Genomic DNA, 23,842 nt, shown 5'->3' on the forward strand with positions numbered 1-23,842 from the left:
CACGGCGGATGTAGTGGCAGCTCTACACACGGCGGCGGATCTCTAGCTCCCCACGGTCGCCCGACGCCGAAGCCGGGCCACGAGCGTCGCGGCGAGTAACGCCGTCGTGATTTCCAAGCCGATCACCAACAACAGTTGGGCAGCCCCGGCGGTATCAACAGCGCCCGACGCCGGCCTGCCGCCGTGCGCGTGCCCGGAACCGCCGGCTCCGAGCAGCAGCACGGCGTGCAGGGTAACCATGGCGAGGGCTGAGACGGTGACTTGGTGAAGCGCACCCACCCGGCTGTGGCGCCAGATGTGGACAGTGCACGGGACGCAGACCGCGGCCAGGGCCACCATGACCAAGCCGATCCAGGCGTCGTGGTGTCCGGAAGCGGCGAGCCAGAGGTGGGTCAGGCAGGAGACGGCCGTGATAGCGGCGCAGATCCTGGGGTGAAGGACGGGTCCGTTGGAGCGGACCCGTCCCGCAGTGATCGCCATGGCTAGTGGCAGTGCCCGGAGGCTTCGCCGTGCGCTGTCTCAGCAGCAGTCTCACCGGGAGCGGCGTGGCAACTCGAACCCGAGCTGTTCGCGGGCACGTCCAGCACGGGGCTCCGGTCAAAGAAGCCCTCGGGGCGGAGCTTGAAGCCGACGGTGTCCACGGGCATGATCGGCCAGTCCTCGACGCGCGGGAAGTGGGTCAGGCCGAAGGTGTGCCAGACAACGATGTCCTGGCCGTCGATGTCGCGGTCCTGGGCCACGTAGGCCGGAAGTCCGGCGCCGCCGGAGTGCTGGTTGACGAAGTCGCCCGTGGGGTAGCGTTCCTCGTCGGCGTAGCGGGTGACCCAGACATCCTTGGTGGCGAAGGCCGCGCGGCGGGCGATCGAGGAGCCGGGGTCGGCCAGGAGCGTGGGCTGGTTTTCGGCGTGGAGTTTGTAGCCAACGGGTTCGCCCAGGCGGTTCTTCGATTCCGGGTTGGAAATGATCCAGGTGCGGCCAACCTTGGCGTCGGATTCGCGGACTGCTTCGGATTCTTTAGTGAGGACGGTGCGCTTGCGGGAGAAGGCGTTGCCGCGTTCGTTGCCCGGCCCCATGGCCTGGCGGACCACATCCTCTTCTTCGACGCGGTTGGTGAAACCGTCGATGGCCATGTCCAGTCGGGCGCTGAACAGGTGCTGGTGGAAGGGTGCGCCCAGGCCCGGAGCGAGCTGGGAAATGTTGTCCGAGCCGCCCTCCGGGAACGCCGAGGTGAACACGATGCCGGTGGCCTTGGCTTCGAATTCGATGGTGCCGTCCAGGTAGAGGTACCAGTAGAAGCCGTAGTCGTAGTTGCCGATGGTGGTGAAGAAGGAGATCACCAGGCGGCGGTTGCGGCGGGTGTAGTTGATACCCGTCCACAGATCCGAGTGCTTGGAGAGGATGCCCCAGTCTTCCTCGTGCATGCAGATGCCGTTGCGGATTTCGCGGGGGTTGCCGAAGGCGTCACTGATCACCGGGCTGAGGTAGGTGATGTCGCCCAGGCAGTCGCAGCCCAGTTCCAGGGAGTTGGCGTACTGGCCCACGAGGTATTCGCCGGTATCGAAGTAGTTCTGCCACGACCGGATGGGCGAAGGATCACCGTAGGGAACCACCATTTCGGCGATCGACGCGCGGTTGATGATGGGGCGTTTCTTGTCGCCATCGTTGAAGGCCAGGTTGTGCAGGACCACGCCTTCACGGACATCAAAGCCAACATCGACACTCCACTTTTCCCACTCCACGTGGTTGCCGCCCGTAACGGTGAAGCTGGGGCCTTCAGGCTGCGTGATGCTGATCGGCTTCTGCGTGTCGCGAAGGGGTCCCGTCAGCTCAGGGTCCGTGTAGTTGCCGTGCTCGGCGGGAATGGGCATCACGCCGAGGTCGATCACCTGGGTGACTTCCCTATTCACTACGTCCACGTAGGCCACCAGGCCGTCAACGGGATGGGCCCAGGCGCTGTCTTCCGGGAAGTCCTGCACGAAGGCCAGGCCGCGGAGGATGCGCCGGCCGCGCTCTTCCTCGTACTCGAAAACGCCTGCGGACAGCGGGGCAACGCGTACCTTTGCGACGTCGAGGTCGCGGGCAGCCAGGGCAGCCAGCCACCGCTCATCCGTCGCCAGGAGCGTCTCCACAACCTCGAACTCTTCCTCGAGCACCGGCAGTTCGCCGGACACCTTGGTATCAAGCTCGACGGCGGACAGCACCTCTCCGCGGGCGGCGGAGACGAGGACGTCGGTGGGTGCTCCTCCGGAGATGTCGTGGATGAAAACGCGGAACCTGCGGTCAGGTTCCGCGGTGCCGCGGGACGGATCCACCAGGCCGAGGTAAGCGATCCGCTTGGCGTCCCCGAGGTGTCCGGAGGCCTGCAGGACGCCTTGCACCGTGGTGATCTCTTCAGCTGTGGCCAGGCCGTATTGGGTGGAAATGTCAGTTGCTGTGGGCGTCATGGCTGCCTCTTGTCCGGGACCTCGACGGGTCAGGATTTATTTTCTATTGCTGTAGAGAATAACCAAAACGTAAGATGGGTCACAAGACCTGTCCGCCGATTATTTTTCCGGGAGCCCCCTTCGTGCCAAAGATTGTTGACCACGATCAACGACGCCTCGAACTGGTGGATGCCACGTGGCGGATCATCGCCAGACTGGGCATTGAAGGTGCCACCATGAGGGAAATCGCCATCGAAGCAGGCTTCGCCAACGGGGCCCTGAAGCCCTACTTCCCCACCAAGGACCTGCTGCTCACGTCCGCGTTTGGACACGTCTTCAACCGGACCAACCAGCGCATCGCCCTAGTAACGGAAGGACTTTCTGGACTGGCCGCCCTGCGGTCGTTCTGCACCGAGGTGCTCCCCCTCGACGAGGAACGCGTCAATGAAGCCCGGATCGTCATCCCGTTCTGGCAGAAGGCCCTCAGTGATCCGGACATGGCAGCCCTGCACAGCGAATCCATGAGCCAGTGGCACGCCACCATCGCCGCACATACCGCAGCAGCCCGCGCGGCCGGCGAGATTGCCACGCCCATCGGGGACGCCGCCGTCGCCGATCACCTGCTCAACATGATGCTGGGCGCCCAAATCGTGGCAGCACTGTCCCCGGCGGAGCACTTTTCCATCAACCTCGAGGGGCAGTTGGACAACTATTTGACGCTGCTGGCCGCCTGAGTCAGGTCCCGCCTACCCCAACCCTCGATTACACATTCCTGGCGGAAGCGCTACGAATATGTAATTCCAGGCTCTCGAAGTCATTACATATTCATAGCGATACCGATACCATTATGAAATGGCACTCAGCATCCCCGAACTGGCGAAGCGCCTCAACGTCAACCAGAGCCGAGCACGGCAACTCGTCCAATCCGGCCGCATTCGCGGACAGCGGGTAGGTGGACGCTGGATCGTTGAAGAAGCTGACGCCGCCCAGTACCGGCCCGGAAAGCCGGCTGGCCGGCCGCTGTCCGAACGCAGTGCTTGGCAACTCATGTCGTGCTTCTGGGACGACAGCCTCAGGCACTCCCTCCTCGATGACTTGAAACCCTCGCCCGTCGAGAAGCATCGTCTCAAGCAACGCGTCAGCCGATTGCAGGACTCCCCCGATTCGCTGGAGCTTGTTGCGGCGTGGCTGGCCAACCGCGCCGAAAAGTTCGAGTTCTCCTCCAGCCCGGCTGACATTCCCGAGCTTCGCGAGGACAACCGAATCCACCTCTCCGGAGTCTCGCATCCACGGTCCGGGTTGCTGGCCAACTCAGAGGTGGAAGCCTACGTGGAACGCGACGATCTCAAGGACGTCGCCAAGGATTGGTTCCTGGTTCCGGCACTTCCGGGCAACAGGCCCAATGTCGTCCTTAGGGCCGCTGAACGAATCCCAGACGAACTTCCGCCGCTTGTGGTGGCGGCAGACTTGGCCGAGCGGCCCGGTGTCCGCGAACAGCAGGCAGCACGCGAAATCCTCAGGAGTATTCATGCCCATTGAACTTCCCGCAATGTTCGCCGAACAGCAGGAAGCATGGCAGGCTGTCTTCGAAATCCACAAAGCGATGCCAAAGGGGTGGGTTCTGGTTGGAGGCCAGGCGGTCTACCTGCACGCTGTGGAGCGGGGCGCACCGTATGTGCGGGCTACGAAGGACGCCGATTTGGCGCTGGACATCCGGGCATACCCGACGATGCTTCACGACTTCACCGAACTCCTCGTGAACCTTGGCTTCGAATCTGTGGGGGAATCCCCGGAGGGGTACCAACATCGATGGAAGCGCGACAAGGCTCTGATTGATGTTCTCATCCCGCGCTATCTGGGTGAACGCGCCGAGAAGCGACGCGGAGTCACGGGCGGGACCACAATTGCCGCTCCGGCCAGCCAGCAGGCCCTCGACCGTTCCGAGACCGTCGACGTTCAAGCAGGATCAGCGTCCGGATATGTAAACCGACCCACGCTCCTCGGCAGCCTTATCGGCGAGGCGGGGGCGCTTTCAATCATCAACGATCCCCTGCGGCAGCGACACATCGACGACTTTCTTGCCTTGGCATCCGTTGTCCGGGCCTCAGACCTTCGCGGCGTCACCTACAAGCGCGCTGAACGGGACCACCTGGCAAACATGCTTGGTCGCCTTGCCAATGAACCAGGGCTTATGGAACAAGTACCAGAGGGTGCCGACGGCGTTGAACGCCTGCGTTCGTCGCTGAGCTGAGCGGCCTAGCTCGTAGCCCCCGACGCCACCACTCCCACACCCAGTCCCGCAATGATTCCGCTGGACGTACGCTCGACGACGGTGCTCACCTTCGGCTTCTTCAGCCACCGCATCGCCTTGAACGCCACCACGGCGATCATCGAGAGGTACGCGAAGGCAATCACGGCCACGACGACGCCCAGGATGAGGGACGTGCCCATGGTGTCGCCGCCGTGCGGGATGAACTGCGGAACCACGGCGAGGTAGAACAGGCCCACCTTGGGGTTGAGGAGCGTCGAGAGCGCACCCGCGCCGAGGGCCGAAAGGCGGTTGTAGGGCAGCGGCTCTTCGGCGGACCCGGCAGCACCGGCCTTGGCTGCGCGGCGCGACTTGATGAACGACGAAACACCCAGGTACAGCAGGTACAGGCCGCCGGCGATCTTGATCCAGCGGAACAACTCCGCAGACTGCTCCAGGATCGCGGCGAGGCCAACCCCCACCAGTGCGGCCCACACGATGGCACCGATCGCAGAACCGGCTGCCGCGGCGATCCCCGCCGACGGTCTGTTCAACGCGATGCGAAGCACCAGGAAGGTGTCCGGACCGGGAGTCACGGACAGAATCAGGCAAAGACCGGCAAATGCAGCGAGGGAAGCGAGAGTCACAAGATCGATTGTGGAGCATACCGGCAGGTAGCGAAAGCCAAGTGAACCTAAAGCGTTCGCTTGCCGTCAAGGCCTGTTCGTCCAATGACAAGACCACTCCACGTGACGCCAACCACACTGGAACCATCGCCGCGCGCCTCACCGGCCGCCAAGACTTACTACCGAGCGGAGTACCAATGGAGACTTACGACGCCCTGCTGGCCTCGATCACCGCAGCCCCCGGCCAGAACAGCCGCACCATTTTCGATCCCGCCACGGGCGAAGCCGTCGGCGAGGCCCCGGTCCACACGGTCGAAGACCTCGAAGCCGCCATTGCTACTGCCGCTGCCGTCCAACCCGCGTGGGCTGCCTTGGGCCACGACGCCCGGTCCGCCGCGCTCCTGAAAGCAGCCGACGCCGTCGAACGCTCCGCCGAAGAACTCGCCCAACTGCTCTCCCGCGAGCAGGGCAAACCGCTGAACGGCCCGAACGCCCGCTTCGAAGTGGGCGCCTGCGCCGCCTGGCTGCGCGCCACGGCCGGCACCCCGCTGGAACCCGAAGTAGTAGTGGACGACGGCGAAACCCGCGCCGAACTGCACTACCGGCCCATCGGCGTCGTGGGTGCCATCGGACCCTGGAACTGGCCCATGATGATCACCGTGTGGCAGATCGCCCCGGCCCTGCGGATGGGCAACTCCGTGGTGGTCAAGCCCTCCGAATACACGCCACTGTCCGTGCTCGCGCTGATCTCGATCATCAACCAGGAACTGCCCGAAGGCCTGGTCTCCGTAGTGTCCGGCGGCCGCGACGTCGGCGAGGCGCTCGCTTCCCACAAGGCCATCGGCAAGGTCATGTTCACCGGCTCCACCGCCACGGGCAAGGCGATCATCCGCTCGTCCGCGGACACGGTCAAGCGCCTCACCCTGGAACTCGGCGGCAACGACGCCGGCATCGTCCTGCCCGATTCGGACCCCAAGGCAATCGCCGAAGGCCTGTTCTGGGGCGCGTTCATCAACACCGGCCAAACCTGCGCGGCGCTGAAGCGCCTCTACGTCCACGAGTCCCAGTACGAGGCCGTCTGCACCGAACTCGCAGCAGTCGCCTCGTCCATGCCGATGGGCAACGGTCTCGACGAGAACAACGTCCTCGGCCCCCTGCAGAACCGCCAGCAATACGACATCGTCGCCCGCCTGGTAGACGCAGCGAAGGACTCCGGCGCCCGGATCCTCGTGGGCGGCAACCCCGACACCGACCAGCCTGGCAACTTCTACCCCACCACACTCGTGGCGGACATCGACAACGACAACCCGCTTGTCGCCGAAGAACAGTTCGGCCCGGCCCTGCCGATCATCAAATACAGCACCGTCGATGAGGCCATCGCCAAGGCAAACGCGCTCGACGTCGGACTCGGCGCCTCAGTCTGGTCCTCCGACCCGGCCGCCGCCCGCGAAGTCGCCGCCCGCATCCAGGCCGGAACCGTATGGATCAACAAGCACGGCGCCGTGGACCCCCGCGTCCCCTTCGGCGGAGCGAAGCAGTCCGGCTACGGCCTCGAATTCGGCGCAGAAGGCCTCAAGCACCTGGGCGTTCCGCAGATCATCAACGGCTAACTCCCCTCCCGCGTCACCCAACTGGGTCGCAGTTAAGCGCGTTTTCACGGCTCAAAACGCGCACAAATGCGACCCAGTTGGGTGCCGAAGGCCATACGGTGGACGCTTTTGCGCAGCCCCATACCCCGCATGAAACCATGAGCACCATGTCCCAGAAGATCGCGTACCAAGGCGAACCCGGAGCCAACTCGGACCTCGCTTGCAAGGAAATGTTCCCCGAACTCGAAAGCGTGCCCTGCGCCAGCTTTGAGGACGCCTTTGAACTCGTCTCCACCGGGGAAGTAGACCTTGCCATGATCCCGATCGAGAACTCCATCGCGGGCCGCGTGGCGGACATCCACGTCCTGCTTCCACAGTCGAACCTGCAGATTGTTGGCGAATACTTCCTTCCCATCCGCTTCGACCTGCTGGGCATTCCCGGCAGCACCATCGAGGGCGCTACCGAGGTCCACAGCCACATCCACGCGTTGGGCCAGTGCCGGCGCATCATCCGCGAAGCAGGCCTGAAGCCCGTGATCGCCGGGGATACCGCAGGGTCTGCCCGCGAAGTCAGGGACTGGAACGATCCCCGCAAGCTCTCGCTCGCTCCCCCGCTGGCCGCCGGGCTGTACGGGCTCGACGTCCTGGCCTCCGGCGTCGAGGATGATCCCACCAACACCACCCGGTTCGTGGTCCTGGCCCGCGAGCGCGCGCTTCCCACCAAGGAAGAACTGCCGGGTCCCGCGATCACCTCGTTCGTATTCCGCGTCCGGAACGTCCCCTCGGCCCTCTATAAGGCGCTGGGCGGGTTCGCTACCAACGGGCTCAACATGACCCGCCTGGAGAGCTACATGGTGGGCAACGAGTTCGCGGCCACCATGTTCATCTCCGACGTCGAGGGCCACCCCGAGGATGCCCGCCTCCGACGCGCCCTGGAGGAGCTGGAGTTCTTCACCACGGAGGTCCGCGTCCTTGGTGTCTATGCTGCGGACGGCTACCGCGAGCGGAGCCTGATCAACGCCTGAGCGACTCAGACCGCCTTCCATTCAGAATATGTTCTGAATACACTGTAGGTATGAGCACTACCACCACGTCAAGGACTACGTTCCAATCGTCTGAGCTCAGCAGGTCTTCCGCTGAGGTCTTCGCGGCCGCAGCTGACCATCCGGTCCGGGTCACCCGTCGTGACGGTGAAGCGCTCGTGCTGATGTCCGAGAGCGCAGATCGCGCGCGGGCTTCCCTGCTGGAACTAGCCGCACAACTCGTAGCGGTCTCCACGAGCACCGAGGGGACCTTGGCGTGCCGCATGAGCGACCGGTTCCCATGGATGCTGGCGCTGAGCAAGGCTGACCAGGAAACTTGCGCGAGTGAGGTCTTGGCCGCTGCCCGAGCCTCCTTCGCTACAAATCAGCCTCACTTGGCGATTGCCGAGCTAACCGCTTGGCGTGAATCGGCAACGGCACTTGCAGCCGGCCTGGGCAAGGAGCCCATTGAATGGCTTGAAGAATCTGAACCCGTAGAGCGTCCGTAGGCATGGCGAAGGAGTCAAAGGTTGAGCGCCCCACCAAGAAGAGCGAGTACGATCTTCGCTTCGCATCGGTCCAGGCAAAGCGCGGATGGATTGATCTGCGCGCAACCATCCGCAATGCGTTGACGGACTCTTGGGACTTCCTCACCCAGACACCCCAGGTCATGACGCCCACCAACTACCCGTTGCGCGGCGAATTAGGCTTGGTCTCTCATCAGGGTTCAACGCACGAGCGCTGGCAGCACAAGCCAACGCTCAAGGGTGATGCCCGAATTTGGTTCTTCGTCGTCGACCAAGTTGTCTATCTGGAGCAAGTGCATACGCACCACCCCAACGAGACCAAGTAACTGCTGCCGGAGGCTAGAAGTGCGTCGGCTCCTCCACCAGCGCCGTCGCGATGCTGTCTGCATCCTCCAACGCAGCGAGGTAGCGCTCGGCATCCAAGGCCGCTGAACAACCCGTACCCGCTGCAGTGATGGCCTGGCGGTAGCGGTGGTCCACAGCGTCCCCGCAAGCAAAGACGCCCGACAGGTTGGTGCACGTGGTGGGTGAATCCACCTTGATGTAGCCCTCGGCATCGAGATCCACCTGGCCACCCAACAGCTCCGTGCGGGGCAGGTGCCCAATCGCCACGAAAATGCCCGTCGCCGCCTGCTCCCGGGTTTCCCCGGAACGTGTATCCGTCAGCGTCACCCCTGTAACCTTGGCATCACCGTGGATGGCCGTGACGGCAGAGTTCCACGCGAAGCTGATCTTCGGGTTGTCCTTGGCCCGCTGCGCCATGATCCGGGAGGCGCGCAGCTCACCCTTGCGCACGACGACGGTCACGGACTTCCCGAACCGCGTCAAGAAGGTCGCTTCCTCCATGGCGGAGTCGCCCCCGCCCACCACGATGATGTCCTGATCGCGGAAGAAGAAGCCATCGCACGTGGCACACCAGGAAACTCCGTGTCCGCTGAGCTTCTTCTCTTCCGGCAGGCCGAGTTCCTTGTAGGCAGAGCCGGTAGCCAGGATGACCGCCGGAGCCTCGTGGGTCTCCCCTGCCCCGGTGACCACCGACTTAAGGTGGCCTCGCAGCGAAACGGACGTGACGTCGTCGAACACTATCTTTGCGCCGAACTTTTCCGCCTGGGCCTGTAGTCCGTCCATCAATTCCGGCCCTTGGATCCCTTCGGGGAAGCCCGGGAAGTTCTCCACTTCCGTGGTGTTCATGAGGGCTCCGCCAGCTGTCACCGATCCGGCCAGGACCAGCGGCTCAAGCCCGGCCCGTGCAGCGTAGATCGCGGCCGTGTAACCGGCAGGACCGGACCCGATGATGATCAGCTGTTCCTTGCTCATGAAATCTCCTTGGCTGGGCAGGCATGACGCCGGGCGGGTACTTGTTCAAGTGCAGCAAGTACCCGCCCGGCAATCAAGGCCTAGCGGACGCCAGACGCCTCGCGTTCCTTCACGGAAGCGGACGGCTTACCGCGCCCCAGCTTGCTGGGCCACCAGATCTTGTCCCCGATGTCGTAGGCCAATGCTGGGACCAAGAGCGAGCGCACCAGCACGGTATCCAGCAGCACACCGAAGGCCACGATGAAGGCCAACTGCACCAGGAACATGATGGGAATGACGCCCAGCGCGGCGAAGGTCGCCGCGAGGACCACTCCGGCGGAGGTGATCACGCCGCCCGTCACGCCGAGTCCCCGGAGGATGCCCGGCCTCGTTCCATGCTTGAGCGATTCCTCGCGGACGCGGCTCATCAGGAAGATGTTGTAATCCACGCCCAGGGCCACCAGGAACACGAAACCGAACAGCGGAACCGTGGCGTCGGCACCGGAGAACTGGAAGATCCCGTTGAATACCCAGGCCGAAACGCCCATGGCCGCGCCGTAGGACAGGACCACGGACAGCACCAGAAGCACCGGCGCCACCACCGACCGGAGCAGGAGCATCAGGATGAACAGGATGACCACCAGCACGATCGGAATAATCACTGTCAGGTCGCGTTGGGCCGTGGTGTTGGTGTCCAGGGCTGTGGCGGTGACCCCGCCGACCAGGGCGTCGCGGTCCACTTCCTTGACCGAGACACGCAGCGACTTCACCGTGTCCTCAGCTTCGATCGAATCGGCTGCGCTGTTGAGCGTCGCGTTGATGAGCACACGGCCATCGCGGACGGCGGGATCAGCCGGTGCACCCGGTGCGCCGGTAATCGGCACGCTACCCTCGCCCAGCAGGTAGGCGTCGCCTACGCCGTTGGCAGCCTTGACCTTGTCCAGCACCTGCTGCGCGGCGCCTTGGGAGGCAACCACGACGACGGGGCTGCCGCTGCCGGCGTCGAAATGCCTCGCCAGCGCGTCCTGGCCGTCGACGGCGTCGGACTTGGCCAGGATGACGTCGGTCTGCGGAACACCGTTGGCCTTCAACTGGAGGACACCCGCCGAGGCCACCACCAGGAGCAGCACCGAGGCGATCCACACCACGCGCGGTCGGCGTGAAACCAAGGAACCCACGCGCCGCCACAGACCCTTTTGCCCCTCAAGGCCGGTGATCAGCTCGGGTTCGCGTTCGTCGTCGGGCAGCAGCTTGGGACGGAAGGGCCAGAAAGCTGCGCGGCCCAGCAGCGCCATGAACGCAGGAAGCAGGGTGAGCGCGGCGAACAGCGAGCAGACGATGCCCGCCGCAGCCACGGGACCGAGGGCCTTGTTGGAGTTCAGGTCCGAGAACAGCAAGCACAGCAGCGCGATGATCACGGTGGCGCCGGAAGCGAGGATCGGCTCGAAAGATGCCTTCCACGCCGTCAGCACTGCCTGGGTCCGGTTGGTGGTGTGGGTGAGCGCTTCGCGGAACCGGGCAACGAACAGCAGTGCGTAGTCCGTGGCGGCACCGATCACCAGGATTGACAGGATGCCTTGGCTTTGCCCGTTGAGCTGGATCCAGCCGAGCTTGGCCATGCCGAAGACCAGCAGAATCGCGGCGCAGAGGGCGAAGACGGAGGTCAGGAGAACGGCTATCGGCAGCACGAGCGAGCGGTACACCAGCAGGAGGATCACGAACACAGCACCCAGCGCCACGAGCAGCAGGATGCCGTCGATGCCGCCAAAGGCGTTGACCAGGTCCGCTGTCAGGCCAGCCGGGCCGGTGACATAGGCCCGCATGCCGTCGGGAGCGCCGGGCTGCACCACGTCGCGCAGTTCCTTGACCACGTCACGGATCTCGTCAGTCTCGGCGATGGGCACAATGTACTGCACCGCTTTGGCGTCCTGCGAAGGGATGGGCCCGACGACGGCGCTCCCCAGCTTGAGTGCCTCGATGTCGGCTTTCAGCTGGGCTGCTTCGCCCAGCTGGGCCGGGGTGAAGGCGGTGTCGCCCTCGACGATGACCACTGCGGGGATTTCGTCGGAGTCGCGGAACTTGGCCTGCCAGTCACCGGCTTCGGTGGCTTCCGCCCCGGCCGGAAGGAACGAGGCCTGGTCGTTGGAGGAAACCTCCTCCAAGCGGCCAAACGTCGGGCCGCCAACTCCAGCGATTCCCAGCCAGGTGATGACCAGCACCACCGGGATCAGCCACCGCAACCAGAACGGCACTTTCTGCGTTTTCATGGGTCCTTACTTTCCGAGGCACGAGTGGGTATTTATTAGACTATAGAGTATCTCTATCATGGAACTAATCAAGCGGACTTCGTCGCCGATGCCTTGCTGGGCGGGGACGGGGAGTAATATCCGGAAGGCAGCAAAGACGTAAGGAGGGCGCTGATGTCGGATACGTGGGACGAGCGCCCAAGGGATCCCGCAGCGGACGCGGGCGGCCGCGCTTCGGTGAGTGGCGCGCCGGAAGGTGCCATGCCGCCGTCGGGCCTTCCGCAGGACCTTGTCCGGCTCCTGCAGGACTTCACCCTCGAAGCCAACCACTATGTAGACGCTGCTGGCGGGCGCAATGACATGCACAGGACCGACCTGAACGCGTTGGCCGTGGTCATGCGCCACTCGGCTGCGGGCCGCGTCGTGACGCCGGGCGTACTGCGCAGCGAACTGCGCCTCAGCTCCCCCGCGACCACCGCATTGGTGGATCGCCTGCACGCCTCCGGACACCTCACCCGCGAGCGCCTCGGCACCGACCGACGCCAGGTCCAACTTCACATGACACCCAAGGCATATCGCGACGGCAGCGCCATGTTCCTTCCCTTGGCCATGCGGATGGGTAAGGCCATGGACGCTTACAGCCCGGAGGAACTGGAACTGGTCCGGCGCTTCATGTCGGACATGGTTGAGGCCACCATCGACGCCCGCCACGAAGCAACTAGCCCCGAACCCAACTAGGTCGCAGTAGTGCGCGTTCTGACGGCTCAAAACGCGCACAAATGCGACCTAGTTGGGCGGGCCAAGCTGTAGCGTTTCCCTATGAACGAGCAGCAGCCTGAAGATGTCTATACCCACGGGCACCACGAGTCGGTTGTCCGGGCCCACGCCTCACGGACAGCCGAGAATTCGGCCGCGTTTGTCATCCCCCATCTCACCCCCGGGACGTCAGTGCTCGACGTCGGCTGCGGCCCTGGAAGCATCACGTGCGATTTCGCGGGGCTGGTTTCGCCCGGGCACGTGACCGGACTGGACCGCTCGGCGGACATCATTGCCCAAGCCACCGAACTGGCCAGGGACCGCGGCGTGGAGAACGTCGACTTCCAAACGGGGAACATCTACGATCTCGACTTCGAGGACGAAACGTTCGATCTGGTCCACGCGCACCAGGTGCTCCAGCACCTCACCGATCCAGTGGCGGCCCTGCGGGAGATGCGCCGCGTGGCCAAACCGGGAGCCATCGTTGCCGTACGGGACGCCGACTTCCACGGCATGAGCTGGTACCCGGAGGTCCCGGAACTCGACGACTGGATGGAGCTCTACCAGAGGATCGCGCGCCGCAACGGAGCAGAGCCCGACGCCGGTCGCCGCCTGGTTTCGTGGGCGCAGCAAGCCGGGTTTGCCCAGGTTTCCCCGAGCAGCAGCAACTGGCTCTACGCCACAGCACAGCAGCGTGCCTGGCAGTCACGGGTCTGGAGCGAACGGGTGCTGCACTCCGCCTTCGCCGAGCAGGCTCTGGAGTATGGCTTCGCCAATGAGGCCGACCTCGCCCGGATTGCCGCCGGCTGGCATCGTTGGGGCGCCACGGAGGATGGCTTCTTCCTCATCCCGAACGGGGAAGTCATTGCGAGGGCTTAAGAACTTTTAGGCACCATGTAGAAATGTCCCACCCGGTTCCGACCTATGAGTGAAGGCGCCCAGACAGGGAGCCCCTCAACAAGGAGTTCGAGATGAAATACATGATCATGATGTTCGGTTCGGCCGAGGGCATGATGGAAACCGCCGATCCGGAGTGGGTCAAGGAAATGATCGGTTTCATGATCCAGATCGACAAGGACCTCACCGAGTCCGGAGAGCTCGTGTTCAATGCGGGTTTGGCTGACGGCAGCACCGCGAAGCTCGTCAAGCAAACCCCGGACGGCGTCATCACCACCGATGGTCCGTACGCGGAAGCCAAGGAATCCCTGGTGGGGTACTGGGTAGTGGACGTCGCCAGCGAGGAACGGGCCGTGGAGATTTGCTCCAGCATCGTGAAGTACTCACAAGTCGTGGAGCTCCGCGCCATCCCGGACGGCCCGCCCGAGGTCTAGCTTTTGACTCAGCCCCCGCGGGACACGCGAATCGAGGACCTGCTGCGCACGCTCGCGCCGCAGGTCCTCAGCGTGCTGGTCCGTAGACACGGCCAATTCGATGCCTGCGAGGACGCCGTTCAGGAAGCCCTCCTCGAGGCCGCGCTGCAGTGGCCGTCCGGAATGCCGGATAACCCCAAGGGCTGGCTGTTGTCCGTTGCGTCCCGACGGTTGATCGACGCCTGGCGCAGCGACTCCGCCCGCCGTGCCCGGGAAGACCGCGTGGCGGCCATGGAGGTCGACGTGACCGTTTCCGCTGCCGACGACACCCTCGCCCTCATGTTCCTCTGCTGCCACCCGGCCCTCTCGGCACCCTCGCAGCTCGCCTTGACGCTCCGCGCAGTAGGAGGACTCACGACGGCGGAAATCGCCTCCGCTTTCCTGGTCCCCGGAGCGACCATGGGACAAAGGATCAGCCGCGCGAAACAAACGATCCAGAAGGCCGGTGGCCGCTTCGAGCAACCGGCACCGTCCGAGCGGCAGGCGAGGCTCGGCGTCGTACTTCACGTCCTGTACCTGATCTTCAACGAAGGCTACGCGGCAAGCTCAGGTGAGTCGCTGCAACGGGAAGACCTCACGACGGAAGCGATCCGGCTGGCCAGGCTCTTGGTGACCGCTGCTCCGGGCGAGCCGGAAGCGGGCGCACTGCTGGCCCTGATGCTGCTCACGGAGTCCCGCCACGCGGCGAGGACGCTTCCGGACGGGACGCCGGTTCCGCTGGCCGAGCAGGACCGGAGCCTCTGGAATGGCGGGCAGATCACGGAGGGCGTTGCCTTGCTGTCCTCCGTGCTGGGCCGTGGGCGTCCCGGCCCCTATCAACTGCAGGCCGCGATCGCCGCCGTCCATGCCGAGGCGGCTTCAGATGCGGAGACGGACTGGCCGCAGATCGTGGCGCTGTACACGGTCTTGGAAGCTGTTGCCCCCAGCCCCGTAGTGACGCTGAACCGGGCCGTGGCCGTGGCCCGCGTCGAGGGGCCGGTGGTGGCTTTGAAGCTGCTGGAAGGGCTGGATTCCGCGCTGGGTCGCGGGCACCGCCTGGACGCCGTGCGCGGGCACTTGCTGGAGGCGGCCGGCTTGCTTGGCGAGGCCCGTTCTGCGTATCTCGCCGCCGCGAAGAAGACCGGAAGCCTGCAGGAGCGTCGGTATCTGGTGGGGAAGGTCGCGGATTTGGACGCCACTCAAAACAACAGCGACGGCAACATATAGTCGAAGCCATGGAACAGCGCATTCTTGGCAAAACCGCCCGGTCCGTTTCCACCGTCGGACTGGGCACCTGGCAGCTCGGGGCCGACTGGGGCTCCGTCACGGAAGAAGACGCAGTGGCCGTGCTCGAGGCCTCCGTGGATGCCGGCGTCAACTTCTTCGACACGGCGGACGTCTACGGGGATGGCCGGAGCGAACAGATCATTGGTCGTTTCCTCGGCATCAACCCCGACCTCAACATCACCGTGGCCACCAAGATGGGCCGCCGGGTGGACCAGCTTCCCGAAAACTACACGCTCGCCAATTTCCGCACCTGGACCGACCGTTCCCGGCGCAACCTGCAACAGGACACGCTGGACCTGGTCCAACTGCACTGCCCACCCACCGCCGTATACAGCCGCTCCGAGGTGTACGACGCCCTGGACACCCTGGTCAGCGAAGGGGCCATCCGCAACTACGGCGTGAGCGTCGAGCGCACGGACGAGGCCCTCGAAGCGATCAAGCGCGGCAACACTGCCACCGTGCAGATCATCCTCAATGCCTTCCGGCTCAAGCCGCTCGACGAGGTGCTGCCGGCCGCGCGCGACGCGGGCGTGGGCATCATCGCCCGTGTGCCGCTCGCCTCGGGGTTGCTGTCCGGGAAGTACACCACGGAGACGACTTTTGCGTCTGACGACCACCGCAATTACAACCGTGACGGTGCTTCCTTCGATGTCGGGGAGACTTTCTCGGGCGTGGACTACGCCACGGGCGTCACGGCCGCGCAGGAGTTCAGCGCATTAGTTCCCGACGGCGTCACCACCTCCCAAGCGGCCCTCGCCTGGGTCATCGCACAGGACGGCGTCACTTCCGTCATTCCCGGGGCGCGTTCGGCTGTGCAGGCTGCTGCCAATGCCGAAGCTGGTTCGTTGTCTTCCGTCGGAGCCGGTTTGTCTGCGGGCGTCCGCGACATCTATGACCGCTGCTTCCGCGAAGCGATCCACCCGCGCTGGTAGGCGGCAGGCCGGCGTCGTACTTTCCCGGCGCCGGCTCGGCTGCTCATCACGTCAGCCAGAGCTGCAGCGATAAAGCCCAGGGTGAGTGGCGAAGCACCTCCATTGACGAATGCCATAGCAAACAGGTTTGTCCTGGTGGTGTGAATGGTCTCGTAGAACACCAGGGACAGAACCGCCGCGAGGATCAGGACGCCTGACACCGCGATCTTTGACGCGTGGTCGTTGGCGATCTTGCGGTAGACCATGACAGCCATGAAGGCGACCAGCAGGATGGCCAGCTGCAGTTCCCACGGATAGCGCTGGGCGATATTGATGGACGGGACGCCGCCGACGTCGAACAGGAATCCCTTGGAGATTCCTTTCGATTGCAGGGCGAGATAGCCGAGCAACAGCACCACCAAAAAAGCCCCAATCGGCCCGAAGATCTTCATTTTCCCTCCATTCGCATGGCGGGGAACCCCACGCTGAGAATAATGCGATCGCGCGCGCCATTCAAGGTAGGCGCCGGCGTCACCAGCCGCTGCGCGTGGGGGTGTGGCCTTGGCGGGCGTCGTCCGGCATGGCCATTTCGGCGCGGAGTCCCAGGAGGCGGATCGGGCGGTCCGGTTCCATTTTGCCGGTGAGGTTCAGGGCTTGGGTGAGGACTTCGTCGCGGTCGAAGGTCTCCGGAATCTTCTTCGCGTAGGTCTTGGTGAAGAACGGCTTGTAGCGGACTTTGAGTGTCAGGCCAACCACCGGGCGGCCCTCGGCGGCGACATCTTCGAGGACCCGGGCGGTGAGTTCCTTGATGGCATCCTCGATTTGGACCGGCTCCGTCAGGTCCTGCTGGAAGGTAGTCTCACGGCCGTGGGCGCGGGCAACCCACGGGGCGTCGTCCACTTCCGTGGCGCCGTCTCCCCGCCCGAGTTGTGCGTACCAAGGCCCCATCTTCGGACCGAACTCCTCTACCAGGCTGGCCGGGTCGACGGCGGCGAGTTCGTTGACCGTGGTGATGCCGTGGGCAGCGAGCCGCTTGGAAATCTTCGGTCCGACGCCCCAGAGTCCGATGGTCGGTTTGTCCCCCATGACGTCGAGCCAGTTCTCCTTGGTCAGGCGGAAGGTACCAGCGGGTTTGCCGAAGTCGGTGGCATTCTTGGCGCGGACCAGGTTGTCACCGATGCCGACGCTGCAGTGCAATTGGGTGTTCTCCAACACGGCGCTCTGGATTTGTTTGGCATAGGCCTCGGGATCGTCCGTGGTGACACCCACGAAGGCTTCGTCCCATCCCAGGACCTGGACAGTGGCGCCGGGCTGTTCGCGGAGGGTTTGCATCACCACTTCCGATGCCGCGAGATACGCCTCGTGGTCGACGGGGAGGATGATGGCGTCGGGCACCTTGCGGGCCGCGATACGCAGCGGCATACCCGAACCAACGCCGAAAGCCCGGGCCTCGTAGGACGCCGTGGACACTACTGCCCGTTCCGTCGGATCTCCACGACCACCCACAATGAGGGGTTTTCCCGCGAGCTCAGGCCGCCGCAGGATCTCGACGGCAGCTATGAACTGGTCGAGATCGACGTGCAGGACCCACGGGATTCCGCTCACGGGATTAGTCTGCCCCATTGCTGGCGGCCTTGGCTGTACCTCCACGACCTTCTTTGGGCTGCTGGGTCGCCGAAAACAACCTGTTTGGGGTGCATTCCCTGGCTCGCGGCGGCAAAGTGGGTCGTGGCGGTACGCAGCCCGGCCGCAAACCCCCGTCCGGACCACCCACCCCACCGGCATAAGCTGAGACGGTGCAATTTTCCCTTTGGCTGGCCTTGGTTGGTGCCGGCACCCTGATCAGTTTTACTCCCGGCGCCGGGGCAATCTTCACCATGAGCAACTCGCTCAACTCGGGGTTCCGACGCTCCATTTGGGGCATCCTTGGCCAGCAGGTGGCTTTGGTCATCCACATCGTGATCGTTGCCCTCGGCGTGGGAGTCTTGGTTTCCAATTCGCCGCTGATCTTCAACATCATCCGCTACGCCGGTGCCGCCTACCTCGTGTACCTGGGCATCCGGCAGTTCCTGCACAAACCGGATCTGGACAAGGAAGAAGTCCAGGACAAGAAGAACGAGCCCGCACTGTCCATGTTCCAGCGGGGCATCTGGGTGAACCTGCTGAACCCCAAGGCAATCGTGTTCTTCCTGGCGTTCATGCCGCAGTTCATCAGGCCGAACGAGCCCTTGGTGCAGCAGTATGTGGTGCTGACGGCAACTGTCCTGGCAATCGACATCATGGTGATGTGGTTCTTCTTCGCCCTCGCCGCCCGGTCATTCCAGCGCTTCACCCACAACGAGCACGGCCAGAAGGTCCTGAACCGCATCTTCGGCTGCCTTTTCGTCCTGGTGGGCATCCTGCTGGCGGTCATCCACTAACTGCGGGCCAAAATGCTACGGTCAGGGGCATGGAACCGGATTGGATCGAGCACCGCAGGCCGGACGACCGCGAGCGCGTGGGCTGGATCAAACCCGTCGGGGACGGATTCGTTGCCATAGACCTGCTGGGGCGGCGGCAATCGGATGTTGTGGATTGGATGAGCGCCGAGGAAACCCTCGATGATCTGGGGCTTCGCTACCTCGCCGAGCCCCACGAGCTAAGGCTTGCCGACGGCGGTTGGCTGCGTGTGCGGATCGCTGAAGTCACACCCGGAACTGTCCGTGTAAAGAAGGACGACTGGGGCGATATGACGGCCCCGCAGGTCTACTACACGGTTGAATTCCCGGTGTCTGAAACACAGCTCCGTCCGTTGAAACGCTAACCCTGAACCGTCGATCCCCGGACCACCAACGAGCTCTCCAGCGTCACGTGGGGCTCAACCAACGGCACACCTTCAATGAGTCCCCTCAGCTGCTCCCCTGCCTTGCGGCCCAACGGAGTCGCAGGCAGGTGCACAGTGGTCAAGCCCGGGTTGCTGGTGGCTGAATACGGAAGATCGTCGAACCCGGCCACCGCCAACTCACCTGGGATCCGCACACCTTCCACCCGTGCTTCCTGCAGCACACCATAGGCGTGCGTGTCGGTACCGCATACGACGGCGGTCACCCCCTCGCGCTGCCACGCAGGCCAGGCGTCAGCGAATGCGGCGGCGGCAGCACCGACGTCGATCGATGTGCTGATGATGTGCTCTTCAGAAACAGCAAGCCCGCAAGCAGACGCTTCGTCAAGGAATGCCTCGCGCCGAAGTTGGAAGGTGGCCGTTCCGGTGATGCCGTCCACGTACGCGGCACGGGTGTGCCCCGCGGAAGCCAGGTGCCGCGCGAGCTGACGGGCACCCTGGGCGACGTCGAGGTTGACCGAGGGTGCGTAGGATTCCAGGCCCGGCGCGTCGAGCAGAACCAACGGTCCGGCTGCAGAGAGGTCACGGAGAAATTCTGCGCTGGGGGCACCCACAAGAAGCCCGGCCGGCCGCAGCGCGAGGAGTTTCCGCACGTCATCGGCCTGCGGTGACTCGCCGGCATCCGTGACGGAGAGCAGCAGTTGGTACTCGGAGCCAAGGGATTCCCGGACGCCTGCGATCACGTTGGCGAAGAAGGGGTTGGAGACGTCGGGCGTGACGAGGATGACGATCGAGCTAACGCCGCGGGCCAAGGAACTGCCGATGCTGTCCACAACGTAGCCAAGGTCGGCGATGGCGGTCCGGACCCTCGAAATGTTGTCCTCGGACACGCGCCCCTGGGTCTTGCCGTTGGCAACCAAGGAGACTGTCGCCGTCGAGACCCCTGCACGGGCGGCAACCATTGCCGCCGTGACTCGTGGCGCGCGTTTGCCGAGGTGATCCGGGGTATCCATGCATCGATCTTAACGTTGTTGCACCCATCTCACGCAGCCCATGGCATCAAGCGCTTGACGTTCTTCACGTTAAGCGTTTGACGTGACCCTGAAAGAGGTGCCATGATTCCCCTGAATGCTTAGCGCTCTGTCCGGCGCCGGTCCCAACAAACCCAAACCGGACAGGCCCCAATGACGTGGAGAGAACGTGGAAACGAACACCCGCAAAAAGATCATTCTTGATTGCGACCCCGGCCATGACGACGCAGTGGCGTTGCTGCTGGCTCACGGCAACCCGGACATCGAACTACTCGCCGTGACCACCGTGGTGGGCAACCAGACCCTCGAAAAGGTCACCCGCAACGCGCTTTCCGTCGCCACGATCGCGGGCATCACGGGCGTTCCCTTCGCCGCCGGCTGCGACCGACCCCTGGTCCGGACCATCGAAACCGCGCCCAGCATCCACGGCGACTCCGGCATGGACGGCCCTGAGCAGCCCGAGTCCGCCATCGAGCTGGACCCGCGCCACGCCGTCGACCTCATCATCGAAACCGTCATGTCGCACGAGCCTGGCACGGTCACCCTGGTTCCCACCGCGGGCCTGACCAACATCGCCGTGGCCGCCCGCAAGGAGCCGCGCATCGTGGAGCGCGTCAAGGAAGTTGTCCTCATGGGCGGCGGCTACCACGTGGGCAACTGGAGCGCGGTGGCAGAGTTCAACATCATCATCGACCCCGAGGCCGCCCACATCGTGTTCAACGAGAAGTGGCCTGTGGTGATGGTCGGCCTGGACCTTACGCACCAGGCGCTGGCCACGGACGAAGTGGTCGCGAACATCGCGAAGATCGGCACCAAGCCGGCCAAGTTCGTTCTGGAGCTCATGGAGTTCTTCAAGAAGACCTATAAGGACGCCCAAGGCTTCGATTTCCCGCCGGTGCACGATCCCTGCGCTGTCGCCTACGTCATCGATCCCACGGTCATGACCACCCGCAAGGTTCCCGTGGACATCGAGCTGCAGGGAAAGCTCACCCTCGGCATGACCGTGGCCGACTTCCGCGCTCCCGCGCCCGAGGACTGCAACACCTCCGTCGCCGTGGACCTGGACCACAAGAAGTTCTGGGATTTGGTCACCGATGCGATTGAACGCATCGGCGAACCAACGCTCGACGGCGGCACCTCCGCAAGTGCGCAGGTCACCGCCGGGGCCCTCGTCACGGAAGAGGCAAAGTAATGAGCACTCCGACAACAGCCAAGGGCAACGTCACCGCCCTCATGGTCGCCCTGCTGGCAGCCTGCGTGGCCTTCCAGCTCAACGCTTCCATGCTCAGCCCGGCACTCGTGACCATGGGCAACGAGCTCCAGACAGACCAGGCAACCATCGGCCTCTCCCAGACCTGGTTCTTCACGGCCGCGGCCCTGTTCTCCCTGTTCCTCCCGCGTCTCAGCGACATTGTTGGCCGCAAGAAGATCCTCCTCGGCATGATGATCCTGATGGCCGTCGGTTCGGTCATCGCGGCTTTGGCCCCCGATGTCACATGGCTCTTCGTCGGCCGCATCATCCAGGGCGTCAGCGGCCCTACGGTCCCGCTGTGCCTCATCATGCTCCGCTCCGCCGTAAGCAACCCGCGCAAGTATGGCGCACTCATGGGCCTCATCACCGCAGTCAACGGTGGCGTGGCCGGCGTCGACTCCTTCGTGGGCGGCTACTTCGCCGAGAACTTCGGCTTCCGCAGCATTTTCTGGCTGATGGTTGCCTTGGCTCTTGTTGCAACGGCCCTGATCGCGTTCCTGGCCAGCGAGAGCAAGCCCGCCGCCGGCACCACCATGGACTGGCTCGGCGTGTTCTTCATCGTCATCGCCGTGGGTGCCCTGCTCACCGCCCTGAACGAGGGCTCCAAGCTCGCCTCGGCGTTCGACGGCGGCACCCTGGCCCTGGCCGTCGGCCTCACCGTCGTTGCCGTGGCCGCGTTCGCCGCATTCTGGGCCGTCGAGAAGCGCGCCAAGCAGCCCATGGTGGAAACCGTCCACCTGCGCCAGCGCTCAACGTGGGCTCCCCTGTTGACCACCACCCTGACCATGACCGGCATCTTCGCGGTGATCAACGGCATTGTCCCGGCGTTCGTGCAGGCCGCGGATCCCGGCTTCGGCGTCGGCCCCACCGAGATGTCCCTCATGATCCTGACGCCGTACGCACTGCTCGGCTGGGTCTTCGGCCCGATCAGCGGCCGCCTCGCCCCTGTCCTCGGCTACACGAAGGTGCTCCGCATTGGCCTCATCGGCAGCCTCGTCGCCCTCGCAATCATCGCGCTGTTCGGGCTCAACAACCTCCCGATGATGATCGTTGGCACGGCCTTGCTGGGCATCATGTACGCCGGTACCGTCAACATCATGCTGAACGGACTTGGCGTGGTCCTCTCGCCCAAGGGCAACCCCGGCTTCCTGCCCGGCATGAATGCGGGCGCCTTCAACCTCGGTGCAGGCCTGAGCTTCCTGGTCCTCCCTGCCGTCCTGGTGGCTACCTCAGCACTGGGTGACGCCAAAGCGTCCTACCTGACCGTCGTCGTCGTTGGTTTCGCCATCACGTTCGCTGCGTTCGCGGCGTCACTGTTGATCCCGAAGCCCGTCGACGCCGAAGTGACCGAGGACCAAGAGGTGGCCGCGTGAGCAAGTCCGGAATCGTCGTCGTGGGTTCGCTCAATGCGGACCTGACCATCTACACCGAGCGACTCCCGCAGCCAGGCGAAACGGTCCACGGCAACGGCTTCGCGGTGAACCCGGGAGGCAAGAGCGCCAACCAGGCCGCGGCGGCGAGCAAGCTGGGCGGCGACGTGACCCTGATCGGCGCCGTGGGCGATGACCCCAACGGCACCATGCTCCTTGAGTCCACGGCCGGCGCCGGCGTCGATGTTTCGCGCGTTCGGCGTTCCGACACGGCAACCGGCGTAGCGGTCATCTCCGTGGACGCGAACGGTGAGAACAGCATCATCATCTCTGCAGGTGCCAACGGCACGCTGTCTCCGATGGACATCGATTATGATGCGTTCCGCGAAGCCGCCGTCGTGTGCCTCTGCTTGGAGGTGGGCATCGATACCGTGGTGGCCGCCGCCCAGGCCGGGCACGACGCCGGAGCAACGGTCCTGCTGAACCTCTCGCCGTACGCTGAGGTACCTGAGTTGTTGGCGGGCCTGAGCGACGTGCTGCTGGTGAACGCCCACGAGGCTGCACTCTTCCTCGGCTCGGAGGCGGATATCCCCTCCGCTGACGCGGACGCCGAAGCGTGGGAGCCGGTGCGCAGCCAGTTCGCCGACCGCGGCCTGCAGCGCGTGCTGGTGACGCTCGGCTCGCAGGGGTCCGTAGTGCTGGATTCGCTGGCCGTTGGCTCCCAGGATCAACTCACGCGGATTGCGCCCACCCGGGTCTCTGCCGTAGACACGACGGGAGCCGGCGATGCGTTTACTGGCGCAGTCGCCGCACGCTTGGCGGCTGGTGATTCCCTGGCCGACGCGGCGTCCTTCGCCTCCGTCGCAGCAGCCTTGGCCGCAACGAAAAAGGGGACCCAAGCGGCCTACGCAACCCTCGAGGAAGTCGAGCAGCTGCGGGGATCTTAGTCCCAGACCGGCACCCAACTGGGTCGCATTTAAGCGCGTTTTGAGCCCGGCGGAGTCATAGGGTCGTTGCAACGCTCTGATTGATGGAGCGTGTTGTGGTCAGGAATTTTTCGTTGGACGCCCGGCGGGAGTTTGTTGATT

The 23,842-nt window shown here is 64.4% G+C and carries 25 protein-coding genes; 17 read left to right on the forward strand and 8 right to left on the reverse strand.

What is annotated here, in order from left to right; all coding sequences use genetic code 11:
• Nucleotides 1–42 precede the first annotated feature (42 nt).
• Nucleotides 43–480 carry a hypothetical protein gene (locus ACIQTZ_RS19330; protein ID WP_402982917.1) on the reverse strand — a complete coding sequence of 146 codons (438 nt, stop codon included), beginning with the start codon at nucleotides 478–480 and terminating at the stop codon, nucleotides 43–45.
• Nucleotides 481–482: 2 nt separating this feature from the next.
• Nucleotides 483–2,444, reverse strand: coding sequence for a primary-amine oxidase (locus ACIQTZ_RS19335; RefSeq protein ID WP_402982919.1), 1,962 nt, complete (start codon nucleotides 2,442–2,444; stop codon nucleotides 483–485).
• A 122-nt stretch (nucleotides 2,445–2,566) separates the two neighbouring features.
• Here ACIQTZ_RS19335 and ACIQTZ_RS19340 point away from each other — a divergent pair, with 122 nt between their 5' ends.
• From ACIQTZ_RS19340 to ACIQTZ_RS19350, 3 genes are all read left to right on the forward strand, one after another.
• A complete protein-coding gene (locus ACIQTZ_RS19340) occupies nucleotides 2,567–3,157 on the forward strand; it encodes a TetR/AcrR family transcriptional regulator (protein ID WP_402982921.1) in 591 nt (196 codons plus the stop codon).
• Nucleotides 3,158–3,275: 118 nt separating this feature from the next.
• Nucleotides 3,276–3,962 carry a helix-turn-helix domain-containing protein gene (locus ACIQTZ_RS19345; RefSeq protein WP_402945132.1) on the forward strand — a complete coding sequence of 229 codons (687 nt, stop codon included), beginning with the start codon at nucleotides 3,276–3,278 and terminating at the stop codon, nucleotides 3,960–3,962.
• Complete coding sequence (locus ACIQTZ_RS19350; RefSeq protein WP_402982923.1) at nucleotides 3,952–4,674, forward strand: hypothetical protein; 723 nt, start codon at nucleotides 3,952–3,954, stop codon at nucleotides 4,672–4,674. The genes ACIQTZ_RS19345 and ACIQTZ_RS19350 overlap by 11 nt, the downstream gene beginning before the upstream one ends.
• 5 nt (nucleotides 4,675–4,679) lie before the next feature.
• On the opposite strand, the gene ACIQTZ_RS19355 is transcribed toward ACIQTZ_RS19350, so the two are convergent.
• On the reverse strand, nucleotides 4,680–5,318 hold the full coding sequence (locus tag ACIQTZ_RS19355; protein WP_402945127.1) for a LysE family translocator: 639 nt from the start codon (nucleotides 5,316–5,318) through the stop codon (nucleotides 4,680–4,682).
• A 176-nt stretch (nucleotides 5,319–5,494) separates the two neighbouring features.
• Between ACIQTZ_RS19355 and ACIQTZ_RS19360 the strand changes: the two genes are divergently transcribed.
• The 4 genes from ACIQTZ_RS19360 to ACIQTZ_RS19375 all read left to right on the forward strand — a co-directional run bounded on the left by ACIQTZ_RS19360 (nucleotide 5,495) and on the right by ACIQTZ_RS19375 (nucleotide 8,761).
• Nucleotides 5,495–6,907 carry an aldehyde dehydrogenase family protein gene (locus ACIQTZ_RS19360; protein WP_402982926.1) on the forward strand — a complete coding sequence of 471 codons (1,413 nt, stop codon included), beginning with the start codon at nucleotides 5,495–5,497 and terminating at the stop codon, nucleotides 6,905–6,907.
• A gap of 146 nt (nucleotides 6,908–7,053) precedes the next feature.
• The gene (locus ACIQTZ_RS19365) at nucleotides 7,054–7,911 is read left to right on the forward strand and encodes a prephenate dehydratase (protein WP_402982965.1); all 858 of its coding nucleotides are present in this window, start codon (nucleotides 7,054–7,056) and stop codon (nucleotides 7,909–7,911) included.
• A 50-nt stretch (nucleotides 7,912–7,961) separates the two neighbouring features.
• Complete coding sequence (locus tag ACIQTZ_RS19370) at nucleotides 7,962–8,417, forward strand: prevent-host-death protein (RefSeq protein ID WP_400336983.1); 456 nt, start codon at nucleotides 7,962–7,964, stop codon at nucleotides 8,415–8,417.
• A 2-nt stretch (nucleotides 8,418–8,419) separates the two neighbouring features.
• Nucleotides 8,420–8,761, forward strand: a complete 342-nt coding sequence (locus tag ACIQTZ_RS19375) for a hypothetical protein (RefSeq protein ID WP_402982929.1) — start codon at nucleotides 8,420–8,422, stop codon at nucleotides 8,759–8,761.
• Between the two features lie 13 nt (nucleotides 8,762–8,774).
• Here the strand turns inward: ACIQTZ_RS19375 and trxB are convergent, their stop codons facing one another.
• The gene (trxB, locus tag ACIQTZ_RS19380; RefSeq protein ID WP_402982932.1) at nucleotides 8,775–9,752 is read right to left on the reverse strand and encodes a thioredoxin-disulfide reductase; all 978 of its coding nucleotides are present in this window, start codon (nucleotides 9,750–9,752) and stop codon (nucleotides 8,775–8,777) included.
• An 80-nt stretch (nucleotides 9,753–9,832) separates the two neighbouring features.
• Nucleotides 9,833–11,998 carry an MMPL family transporter gene (locus ACIQTZ_RS19385; RefSeq protein ID WP_402982935.1) on the reverse strand — a complete coding sequence of 722 codons (2,166 nt, stop codon included), beginning with the start codon at nucleotides 11,996–11,998 and terminating at the stop codon, nucleotides 9,833–9,835.
• A gap of 240 nt (nucleotides 11,999–12,238) precedes the next feature.
• On the opposite strand from ACIQTZ_RS19385, the gene ACIQTZ_RS19390 reads away from it, so the two are divergent.
• From ACIQTZ_RS19390 to ACIQTZ_RS19410, 5 genes are all read left to right on the forward strand, one after another.
• Complete coding sequence (locus tag ACIQTZ_RS19390; RefSeq protein ID WP_402982968.1) at nucleotides 12,239–12,715, forward strand: MarR family winged helix-turn-helix transcriptional regulator; 477 nt, start codon at nucleotides 12,239–12,241, stop codon at nucleotides 12,713–12,715.
• 81 nt (nucleotides 12,716–12,796) lie between these two features.
• Nucleotides 12,797–13,612 (forward strand): class I SAM-dependent methyltransferase, encoded by an 816-nt coding sequence (locus tag ACIQTZ_RS19395; RefSeq protein ID WP_402945114.1) that lies wholly within the window; start codon nucleotides 12,797–12,799, stop codon nucleotides 13,610–13,612.
• Between the two features lie 92 nt (nucleotides 13,613–13,704).
• The gene (locus tag ACIQTZ_RS19400) at nucleotides 13,705–14,064 is read left to right on the forward strand and encodes a YciI family protein (protein WP_400336991.1); all 360 of its coding nucleotides are present in this window, start codon (nucleotides 13,705–13,707) and stop codon (nucleotides 14,062–14,064) included.
• A gap of 3 nt (nucleotides 14,065–14,067) precedes the next feature.
• Nucleotides 14,068–15,309: an RNA polymerase sigma factor gene (locus tag ACIQTZ_RS19405; RefSeq protein ID WP_402982938.1), complete on the forward strand. Its 1,242-nt coding sequence runs from the start codon at nucleotides 14,068–14,070 to the stop codon at nucleotides 15,307–15,309.
• 8 nt (nucleotides 15,310–15,317) lie between these two features.
• Entirely contained in the window at nucleotides 15,318–16,301 is a 984-nt protein-coding gene (locus ACIQTZ_RS19410) for an aldo/keto reductase (RefSeq protein WP_402982940.1), read from the forward strand.
• Here ACIQTZ_RS19410 and ACIQTZ_RS19415 read toward each other — a convergent pair.
• The gene (locus tag ACIQTZ_RS19415; RefSeq protein ID WP_402982943.1) at nucleotides 16,259–16,732 is read right to left on the reverse strand and encodes a hypothetical protein; all 474 of its coding nucleotides are present in this window, start codon (nucleotides 16,730–16,732) and stop codon (nucleotides 16,259–16,261) included. The genes ACIQTZ_RS19410 and ACIQTZ_RS19415 overlap by 43 nt on opposite strands.
• Before the next feature lie 79 nt (nucleotides 16,733–16,811).
• Nucleotides 16,812–17,903, reverse strand: a complete 1,092-nt coding sequence (locus tag ACIQTZ_RS19420) for a DNA polymerase IV (protein ID WP_402982946.1) — start codon at nucleotides 17,901–17,903, stop codon at nucleotides 16,812–16,814.
• Nucleotides 17,904–18,076: 173 nt separating this feature from the next.
• Here ACIQTZ_RS19420 and ACIQTZ_RS19425 point away from each other — a divergent pair, with 173 nt between their 5' ends.
• Together ACIQTZ_RS19425 and ACIQTZ_RS19430 are read left to right on the forward strand one after the other, a co-directional pair.
• Complete coding sequence (locus ACIQTZ_RS19425) at nucleotides 18,077–18,700, forward strand: LysE family transporter (RefSeq protein WP_402982949.1); 624 nt, start codon at nucleotides 18,077–18,079, stop codon at nucleotides 18,698–18,700.
• A 29-nt stretch (nucleotides 18,701–18,729) separates the two neighbouring features.
• Nucleotides 18,730–19,083, forward strand: coding sequence for a hypothetical protein (locus tag ACIQTZ_RS19430; RefSeq protein WP_402982952.1), 354 nt, complete (start codon nucleotides 18,730–18,732; stop codon nucleotides 19,081–19,083).
• Here ACIQTZ_RS19430 and ACIQTZ_RS19435 read toward each other — a convergent pair.
• Entirely contained in the window at nucleotides 19,080–20,063 is a 984-nt protein-coding gene (locus ACIQTZ_RS19435; RefSeq protein ID WP_402982971.1) for a LacI family DNA-binding transcriptional regulator, read from the reverse strand. The two genes, ACIQTZ_RS19430 and ACIQTZ_RS19435, sit on opposite strands and share 4 nt — an antisense overlap.
• A gap of 238 nt (nucleotides 20,064–20,301) precedes the next feature.
• Here ACIQTZ_RS19435 and ACIQTZ_RS19440 point away from each other — a divergent pair, with 238 nt between their 5' ends.
• The 3 genes from ACIQTZ_RS19440 to ACIQTZ_RS19450 are packed head-to-tail and all read left to right on the forward strand — an operon-like array spanning nucleotide 20,302 to nucleotide 23,701.
• Entirely contained in the window at nucleotides 20,302–21,324 is a 1,023-nt protein-coding gene (locus ACIQTZ_RS19440; RefSeq protein WP_402982954.1) for a nucleoside hydrolase, read from the forward strand.
• Nucleotides 21,324–22,757 (forward strand): MFS transporter, encoded by a 1,434-nt coding sequence (locus ACIQTZ_RS19445; RefSeq protein WP_402982956.1) that lies wholly within the window; start codon nucleotides 21,324–21,326, stop codon nucleotides 22,755–22,757. Before ACIQTZ_RS19440 ends, ACIQTZ_RS19445 begins: the two co-directional genes overlap by 1 nt.
• Nucleotides 22,754–23,701, forward strand: a complete 948-nt coding sequence (locus ACIQTZ_RS19450) for a ribokinase (protein WP_402982959.1) — start codon at nucleotides 22,754–22,756, stop codon at nucleotides 23,699–23,701. Before ACIQTZ_RS19445 ends, ACIQTZ_RS19450 begins: the two co-directional genes overlap by 4 nt.
• The last annotated feature ends 141 nt before the right edge of the window (nucleotides 23,702–23,842 follow it).

Origin of the sequence: Paenarthrobacter sp. NPDC090520, from assembly GCF_044769205.1 — a bacterium.
Lineage (GTDB): Bacteria > Actinomycetota > Actinomycetes > Actinomycetales > Micrococcaceae > Arthrobacter.

Excerpts from the sequence above, each read along its gene's own strand:
- ACIQTZ_RS19395 (WP_402945114.1), top strand. The coding sequence starts at position 12,797 with ATGAACGAGCAGCAGCCTGAAGATGTCTATACCCACGGGCACCACGAG.
- ACIQTZ_RS19335 (WP_402982919.1), bottom strand. The coding sequence starts at position 2,444 with ATGACGCCCACAGCAACTGACATTTCCACCCAATACGGCCTGGCCACA.
- ACIQTZ_RS19365 (WP_402982965.1), top strand. The coding sequence starts at position 7,054 with ATGTCCCAGAAGATCGCGTACCAAGGCGAACCCGGAGCCAACTCGGAC.
- ACIQTZ_RS19435 (WP_402982971.1), bottom strand. The coding sequence starts at position 20,063 with ATGGTTGCCGCCCGTGCAGGGGTCTCGACGGCGACAGTCTCCTTGGTT.
- ACIQTZ_RS19350 (WP_402982923.1), top strand. The coding sequence starts at position 3,952 with ATGCCCATTGAACTTCCCGCAATGTTCGCCGAACAGCAGGAAGCATGG.
- ACIQTZ_RS19345 (WP_402945132.1), top strand. The coding sequence starts at position 3,276 with ATGGCACTCAGCATCCCCGAACTGGCGAAGCGCCTCAACGTCAACCAG.
- ACIQTZ_RS19370 (WP_400336983.1), top strand. The coding sequence starts at position 7,962 with ATGAGCACTACCACCACGTCAAGGACTACGTTCCAATCGTCTGAGCTC.
- ACIQTZ_RS19330 (WP_402982917.1), bottom strand. The coding sequence starts at position 480 with ATGGCGATCACTGCGGGACGGGTCCGCTCCAACGGACCCGTCCTTCAC.
- ACIQTZ_RS19445 (WP_402982956.1), top strand. The coding sequence starts at position 21,324 with ATGAGCACTCCGACAACAGCCAAGGGCAACGTCACCGCCCTCATGGTC.
- ACIQTZ_RS19400 (WP_400336991.1), top strand. The coding sequence starts at position 13,705 with ATGAAATACATGATCATGATGTTCGGTTCGGCCGAGGGCATGATGGAA.
- ACIQTZ_RS19410 (WP_402982940.1), top strand. The coding sequence starts at position 15,318 with ATGGAACAGCGCATTCTTGGCAAAACCGCCCGGTCCGTTTCCACCGTC.
- ACIQTZ_RS19390 (WP_402982968.1), top strand. The coding sequence starts at position 12,239 with ATGCCGCCGTCGGGCCTTCCGCAGGACCTTGTCCGGCTCCTGCAGGAC.
- ACIQTZ_RS19420 (WP_402982946.1), bottom strand. The coding sequence starts at position 17,903 with ATGGGGCAGACTAATCCCGTGAGCGGAATCCCGTGGGTCCTGCACGTC.
- ACIQTZ_RS19360 (WP_402982926.1), top strand. The coding sequence starts at position 5,495 with ATGGAGACTTACGACGCCCTGCTGGCCTCGATCACCGCAGCCCCCGGC.
- ACIQTZ_RS19375 (WP_402982929.1), top strand. The coding sequence starts at position 8,420 with ATGGCGAAGGAGTCAAAGGTTGAGCGCCCCACCAAGAAGAGCGAGTAC.
- ACIQTZ_RS19415 (WP_402982943.1), bottom strand. The coding sequence starts at position 16,732 with ATGAAGATCTTCGGGCCGATTGGGGCTTTTTTGGTGGTGCTGTTGCTC.
- ACIQTZ_RS19430 (WP_402982952.1), top strand. The coding sequence starts at position 18,730 with ATGGAACCGGATTGGATCGAGCACCGCAGGCCGGACGACCGCGAGCGC.
- ACIQTZ_RS19385 (WP_402982935.1), bottom strand. The coding sequence starts at position 11,998 with ATGAAAACGCAGAAAGTGCCGTTCTGGTTGCGGTGGCTGATCCCGGTG.
- trxB (WP_402982932.1), bottom strand. The coding sequence starts at position 9,752 with ATGAGCAAGGAACAGCTGATCATCATCGGGTCCGGTCCTGCCGGTTAC.